This window comes from Paenibacillus mellifer (assembly GCF_023195895.1).
GTDB lineage: Bacteria > Bacillota > Bacilli > Paenibacillales > Paenibacillaceae > Fontibacillus > Fontibacillus mellifer.
On record NZ_JALPRK010000034.1, the window covers coordinates 22,837 to 29,969 of the forward strand.

Annotated in this window: 4 protein-coding genes; 3 read left to right on the top strand and 1 reads right to left on the bottom strand. The window is 50.9% G+C overall.

Translation table 11 applies throughout. The annotated features are described in order from the left end of the window. The first annotated feature begins 35 nt into the window (after positions 1 to 35). A complete protein-coding gene (gene gyrB, locus M0651_RS22795) occupies positions 36 to 1,940 on the top strand; it encodes a DNA topoisomerase (ATP-hydrolyzing) subunit B (protein ID WP_248553975.1) in 1,905 nt (634 codons plus the stop codon). A gap of 79 nt (positions 1,941 to 2,019) precedes the next feature. On the opposite strand, the gene M0651_RS22800 is transcribed toward gyrB, so the two are convergent. Beyond that, a complete protein-coding gene (locus M0651_RS22800) occupies positions 2,020 to 2,811 on the bottom strand; it encodes a YheC/YheD family protein (protein ID WP_248553976.1) in 792 nt (263 codons plus the stop codon). 336 nt (positions 2,812 to 3,147) lie between these two features. On the opposite strand from M0651_RS22800, the gene gyrA reads away from it, so the two are divergent. Beyond that, a complete protein-coding gene (gene gyrA, locus M0651_RS22805; RefSeq protein WP_248553977.1) occupies positions 3,148 to 5,670 on the top strand; it encodes a DNA gyrase subunit A in 2,523 nt (840 codons plus the stop codon). Between the two features lie 201 nt (positions 5,671 to 5,871). Then, positions 5,872 to 6,978, top strand: a complete 1,107-nt coding sequence (locus tag M0651_RS22810) for an HD-GYP domain-containing protein (RefSeq protein ID WP_248553978.1) — start codon at positions 5,872 to 5,874, stop codon at positions 6,976 to 6,978. Positions 6,979 to 7,133 lie beyond the last annotated feature (155 nt).

The following is a 7,133-nucleotide window of genomic DNA, read 5'->3' on the forward strand; positions in this document are numbered from 1 at the left end:
GTTTGATTCTAGAGAAGTAGGTGAAGGCATTGTCAATGAACGAACAAACGTATGACGAGAGTAATATTCAGGTGCTTGAAGGCTTGGAAGCGGTGCGCAAACGGCCGGGGATGTACATCGGTTCGACCAGCGCCCGGGGCCTGCATCACCTGGTATGGGAAGTCGTAGACAATAGTATCGACGAAGCGCTTGCCGGCTATGCGAACAAAATCGACGTCATCGTTCATCCCGATAACAGCGTAACGGTTATAGATAACGGTCGGGGGATCCCGGTTGGTTTGAATGAGAAGCTGCAGAAGTCGACGCTAGAAGTCGTTATGACCGTACTCCATGCGGGCGGGAAATTCGGCGGCGGCGGATACAAGGTATCCGGGGGTTTGCACGGGGTTGGTGTTTCCGTCGTGAATGCTCTGTCCACTAAGGTCATTGTTGAAGTTAAACGGGATGGTCATGTGTATCAGCAGGAGTACCATCGCGGTGCACCCCAATACGATGTACGGGTGATTGGGGATACAACGGAAACGGGAACGAAGACGAGATTTTATCCGGATCCGGAAATTTTCACAGAGACGACCGTCTTTGATTACAATACGCTGTTGTCGCGGGTTCGGGAATTGGCCTTCCTGAATAAAGGCATTAATATCACCATTGCCGATGAACGTACCGACCACAGTGATTCCTTCCACTACGAAGGCGGGATCATGGAATACGTCCGTTTCCTGAATAACAATCGCGAAGTCCTTCATGAGGATCCGATTTACGTTGAAGGGCAGCGGGACATGATCCAGGTTGAGGTCTCGCTGCAGTATAACGACAGCTATACGGAAAATATTTATTCTTTCGCAAACAACATTCATACGCATGAGGGCGGGACACATGAGTCCGGCTTCAAGAGTGCTTTGACTCGGATCATTAATGATTACGCCCGCAAAACCGGTATGATCAAGGATAATGATTCGAACTTGACCGGGGATGACGTGCGTGAAGGTCTGACGGCCATTATTTCCGTCAAAATTCCGGAACCGCAGTTCGAAGGACAAACGAAAACCAAGCTGGGCAACAGCGAGGTACGTGGCATTGTGGAGTCGCTGTTCGCCGAGAAACTGCAGGAGTTCATGGATGAGAACCCTTCCGTGTCCCGGCGGATTCTCGAGAAGTCGCTGCAAGCTTCGCGGGCGCGAGAAGCTGCTCGGAAAGCGCGTGAGCTAACGCGTCGTAAGAGCGCGCTCGAAGTTAGCGCCCTGCCGGGGAAACTGGCGGATTGCTCCTCCAAGGACGCTTCGATCAGCGAACTGTACATCGTCGAAGGGGACTCGGCGGGCGGATCGGCGAAGCAAGGGCGGGATCGCCACTTCCAGGCGATTTTGCCGCTGCGCGGGAAGATTCTGAACGTCGAGAAAGCACGGCTGGACCGGATTCTTGGCAATGCCGAGATCCGGGCGATCATCACGGCGCTTGGCACCGGGATCGGCGAGGAGTTTGATATCGGCAAGGCACGGTACCACAAGATCATCATCATGACCGATGCCGACGTCGACGGTGCGCATATTCGTACGCTGCTGTTGACCTTCTTCTTCCGCTACATGCGGAAAATCATCGAGGCCGGTTATGTTTACATCGCACAGCCGCCGTTGTTCAAAATCGAGCGAAACAAAGTGGTTCGTTACGCCGGTTCGGAGAAAGAACGCGATGAAATCATCGCTGAATTTGGCGAAGGCGTCAAAGTCAACGTACAGCGTTACAAAGGTCTAGGCGAGATGAACGCCGAACAGCTTTGGGAAACAACGATGGATCCGGAGAGTCGCACGATGCAGCAGGTATCGATTTCCGACGCGATCCAGGCGGATGCCATTTTCGATACGCTGATGGGCGATAATGTAGAGCCGCGGCGGGATTTCATCCACGAGCATGCGAAATACGTGAAGAATCTCGATATCTAAGCGTTTAATAGACGCCATATAGAAAAGGCTGTTCTACCTGGCCAGGGTCTCCCTGGCAAAGTTGGAACAGCCTTTTTTCCTATTTCGCTTTAGCGGATTTATCCTTCAATCGGCCGTAAGCGACGGCATAACGCCGTATTTTCTGGTAAACCTCTTTCGGATGCAGCAATTTGAAGGGAAATAACGCCGGCTTTGTATTGACTTCGAGAATCCAGATTTGATGTTGCTCATCGATGGCGATGTCCAAGCCGATTTCCTTCAGTTTGGGGAATTTACGGGATAGTTGGACCGCTGCCTGTACGCCAACCGATTTCATTTCCTTGTATTTCTCCGTAAATTCTTTGGGTGTCAAATAGGAACTTAGCAAATCTTCGATCAACATGACGCTGCCGCCCCCATGATAGTTTGTGATGACCTTCTGCTGAGCGGCAATCCGTCCAATAAACCCGGTGGTTTCCCAGGTCTTCCGCGGAGTCAGCTGCACGAGGGCGCGGATATCAAACCTGCGGCGCCGGTAAGTGAGCAAATGGATGCCTTTTTGGATCAGGTATGGCTTTGGCCCGATCTTCGCGATTAGCGCGGCATGCAGCTCCTCCACCGTCGGGTATAGCTCATATTCAATCCCGTGCCGGAGCTTATATTGGAGCGGGCTGTCTGGGTTCAGATCGTCGGTCCAAAGCTCGATACTCATGACGCCGATGCCATAGGTGCCGTGATCCGGTTTGACGAAGACATAACCGTACGCCACCAGCATATCCCGGAGATGCTCAAAGGAGTATTTTCGCGTATCCGGAATGTATGGACGAAGGGATTCCTTCTGGCGGATCACTTTCGTTTTCTCCCACTTGCTTGCGATACGTTGGATCGTCAAATCGTTTAACCTTCCTTTCTTTCGGGCCGTGTGGTCCATCCTCATCTGTACGAAAAACATAGGACAGAAGAGAAAAACAATGGTATAATTATAAGATATGGGGATTTTATAAGCTTTTCAGCGATTCCAAGAAAATGCCTATATCCGTAGTGTATGAACGTACGATTCGATGGGAGTGGACACATCCCTATTTTTTTGCTGTCTATATGGATCGTGTACTTAAGACCGGTCACGTTTAATTGAGCTTGAATTGTGAAAGTAATATAATGAAAGTGGCGGTTTTTCGGGCTTTTTCCCATACGAAGGCACGTGGATAGATTATGAAGGAGGTCCAGCATGGCGGAAGAAAAATTCTCTCAAATCATAGATCGGGACATTAATGTGGAAATGCGCGAGTCCTTTATGGATTATGCCATGAGCATTATTGTCAGCCGTGCGTTGCCGGATGTGCGGGATGGTCTGAAGCCGGTGCATCGACGCATTCTCTATGCGATGTCCGATTTGGGGATGCATCCGGACAAACCGTTTAAGAAGTCGGCGAGAATCGTCGGTGAAGTTATCGGTAAATATCACCCCCACGGGGATTCCGCCGTTTACGAGACCATGGTGCGTATGGCACAGGATTTCTCGATGAGATATATGCTCGTCGAAGGCCATGGCAACTTTGGTTCGGTCGACGGCGATATGGCTGCAGCGATGCGGTATACCGAAGCACGGTTATCCAAAATCGCAATGGAAATGCTGCGTGACATCAACAAAGAAACGATCGATTTCATGCCGAACTACGATGGCGAGGAGCACGAACCGGTCGTCCTTCCTTCCCGCTTTCCAAACCTGTTGGTTAACGGGGTGTCGGGGATTGCGGTCGGGATGGCGACAAATATTCCGCCACACAATTTAGGAGAAGTCATCGACGGGGTTCATGCGTTGATTGAGAATCCGGAGATCAGTTCGCTGGAATTGATGGATTATATCAAAGGTCCGGATTTTCCGACGGCGGGTTACATCCTGGGCCGCTCGGGGATCCGTCAGGCGTATACGACAGGCCGCGGCTCGATTACAATGCGGGCGAAGACCACCATTGAGGAACACAACAACAAAGCGCGTATCGTGGTAGAGGAGCTTCCTTACCAAGTCAATAAGGCCCGTTTGGTTGAGAAAATCGCCGAGTTGGTCCGCGAGAAGAAGATCGACGGAATCACCGACTTGCGTGATGAGTCTGACCGTACAGGGATGCGCGTCGTCATCGAGCTTCGCCGGGATGTTAATCCCAATGTCGTGTTGAACAATTTATATAAGCATACGGCGCTGCAAAGCTCGTTTGGCATTAATATGCTGGCGATCGTCAACAATGAACCGAAGATTCTGACGCTGAAGGACGTTCTAAGTCATTATCTGAAACACCAGGTGGAAGTTGTTCGCCGGCGTACGGAATTCGATTTGAAAAAAGCTGAAGCCCGGGCGCATATCCTGGAAGGCTTACGGATTGCCTTGGATCATATCGATGAGGTCATCGCCTTGATTCGGGGATCCAAATCGGATGAAGAGGCTCGCGAAGGCTTGATGACTCGTTTCGGACTCAGCTTCGAACAGGCACAAGCGATTCTCGATATGAGACTCCGCCGGTTGACCGGTTTGGAACGCGAAAAGATTGAGGACGAATATAACGAATTGCTGAAGAAGATCGCCGAGTATCGCGAAATCTTGGCCAATGAACATCTTGTGCTCAAGATTATCGGTGAAGAGCTACAGGAAATCCGGGAGAGATTCGCTGATGAACGTCGTTCGGAAATTACGATCGGCGAAGAGAGCATCCTCGACGAGGATTTGATTCCGCAAGAGGAAGTGGTCATTACGATCACGCATACCGGCTACATCAAACGGCTGCCGGTAACGACGTACCGTAGTCAGAAACGGGGCGGACGCGGGGTTGTCGGGATGGACACCAAGGATAATGACTTCGTGGAGCATCTGTTCGTGACGAACTCCCACCATTATCTGATGTTCTTTACCGATCGCGGCAAGGCTTACCGGTTGAAGGCCTACGAAATTCCGGAGCTGGGCCGTACCGCGCGGGGGACGCCTATCATCAACCTGATCCAGATCGAGCAGGGGGAGACGGTTAACGCAGTAATCGAGGTCGAGCGCTTTGACGACGATAAGTACTTGTTCTTCGCTACGAAGAATGGCATCGTGAAGAAGACGCCGATCGAAGATTATATCAATATCCGCAGAGGCGGTTTGATTGCCGTTAACCTGCGTGAGGACGATGCGTTGATCGACGTGAAGCTGACTGATGGCAATGAGGAAGTCATCATGGGCACCGCGCAAGGGATGTCGATCCGGTTCCCGGAAAGCGATGTACGTTCCATGGGCCGGGCGGCAACCGGGGTCAAAGGCATCACGTTGGATGATGACGATGCCGTCATCGGCATGGATGTGGTTATTCCTGGCCAAGACGTGCTGATCGTTACTGCCAAGGGTTACGGCAAGCGGACTCCGGTTTCGGAATATCGCACGCAAAGCCGGGGCGGTAAAGGGATCAAAACGATCAATGTGACGGACAAGAACGGGACGGTTGTCGGACTCAAAGTCGTGAAGGATGAAGAGGACCTGATGATCATTACCGCGAGCGGTACGTTGATCCGGACGAGCATGGAGGGAATCTCCACGATGGGCCGGAATACACAAGGCGTGAAGCTGATTAACATCCGTGAGGATGATTCTGTGGCGACCGTCTGCCGCTCGGACAAGAGCGAAGACGAGGACCAAGACGGAGATACCGAACTCCCGGAGGGCCAAGACCAAGCGGTTGAGGGCAGTGGAGCAGAATCCGGACAGGATGGCGCCGAAGAATAACCTATAACAACGATAAGGACCCCTGAAATTCCGTTTCGGGGGTCCTTTTTTTGCTTTCTTTTCTCCTCCAAAAAAGAAAGATTGCTAGCCATTTTACCCACGTACTATAATGGGAATAGCGGTCTCTAGTTCTTTGTTCCTAGAATATGTAAAATTGAAGAGACTCGGAACCCTAGTCTTACCCTAAGGAGAGAATAAAGGATGGTTAGTATCTCAATCGTGGATGTCAAACCGGGAGTCAAGTTGTTGAGTCATGTGCATAGTCCATTAGGTGGTCTTTTGCTGCAAAAGGGCAAGGTTTTGCTTCCGAGAGATTTGGATATCTTACGCGCCTTTATGGTTCAGCAGGTTGAAGTAGAAGACTTTGCGGTTCCCGAGCGAAGAGGAGCTGTAGAGGCCACGGAATCGCCAAAGACGGCTATGGCTGGCGCAGTGGTTGCGGAAAGCGCCAAGCAAGAGGCGATCAGCACATTAGCCTCGCTGTACCGCGAATATGATCGGATGCTGCATCTCACGAAAAGTGCATTCCAATCCGTACTGGCCTCGGAGCTGCCGATCTACGAGCTTCGTCACCAATTGGAGGCGCTTGTGCGTCAGTTGAAGCATTATCATGCGCTGACGTTTATTCCGCGCAATATGAACGAATACGATTATTTGTACCATAACGCCATTCTTACCTCTTTGACTTCTTATCTGCTGGCGCAGTGGCATGGATTGCCTCAGAAGGATTGGATGCAGGTGGCTTTTGCGGGCCTACTTCACGACATCGGGAATACGAAAATCGATCCGGCGATCCTCTATAAGCCAACCCAACTGTCTGCGGACGAAGCCGAGGAAATGCGGATGCACACGACTTACGGCTATCAGCAGCTACGCAAAACGGCGGCGATTAATGAGGGCGTCCGGCTGACTGCATTGCAGCATCACGAGAAGATGGACGGCACCGGTTATCCGTTCCACTTGACCAGCGATAAAATTCATATCTATGCGAAAATCGTAAGCGTTGCGGATATCTTCCATGCCATGACGTTGAACCGTCGATATCGTAGAGCGAAATCGCCATATTTGGTACTGGAGGAAATTCGGTCTGAGGCTTTCGGTAAACTTGACCCGGGTGTTGTCCAAACCTTCGTTGATAAGGTTACCCAGTTTTTCCACGGGACGCGGGTGCGCTTAAACAACGGGAGCGAAGGGGAGATTGTATTCTCCGATCGAAATCATCCTACGCGCCCGATGGTATCAGTCCAAGGCCAAATCGTCAATTTGGTCGTGGAGCGACAGCTGCATATTGAGGAAGTTCTTTCCTAGGGTTGATTTTTAGGGGGAGTTCGGGGTATATTATTAGTTACCCGCTGAGATTTGTAAGACGATGAGTTATGAACTGGAATTCATTGGTTGAATAAAAAGTCTTGCAATATTTCACTCAGGGTGATATACTATAAAAGTTGTCGCCGATAAGACGA